This window comes from Peribacillus sp. SIMBA_075 (assembly GCF_046534585.1).
Genome location: NZ_JAWRYN010001789.1, coordinates 1 through 228 on the forward strand (window position 1 = coordinate 1; position 228 = coordinate 228).

1 pseudogene is annotated in these 228 nt (G+C 42.5%); it reads right to left on the reverse strand.

Features of this window, described 5'->3' with window-relative positions:
* Nucleotide 1 precedes the first annotated feature (1 nt).
* Nucleotides 2–228 (reverse strand): annotated as a pseudogene (locus tag SB775_RS34600) (LTA synthase family protein); the annotation flags it as partial.

The window sequence follows — 228 nt, forward strand, 5'->3', positions numbered from 1 at the left end:
CTTATTCATCCCCGTGGAACGCATAGCTTTGATAATCCGACTTCTTTAATTCTTTAGCAAGACCCGGAAAATGATTATAAGGGAACCGAAAGAAGTTCGCCCCTTGCTTTAAAGGAAATAAACCGGTATTCACGATCAGCTCTCCGTCTGATGAATTTCCAAATACAGTCTGTGGATATACATGCGGGAAGGACAGACCCTCTTTCGCCAATTCATTCATGAATGGTG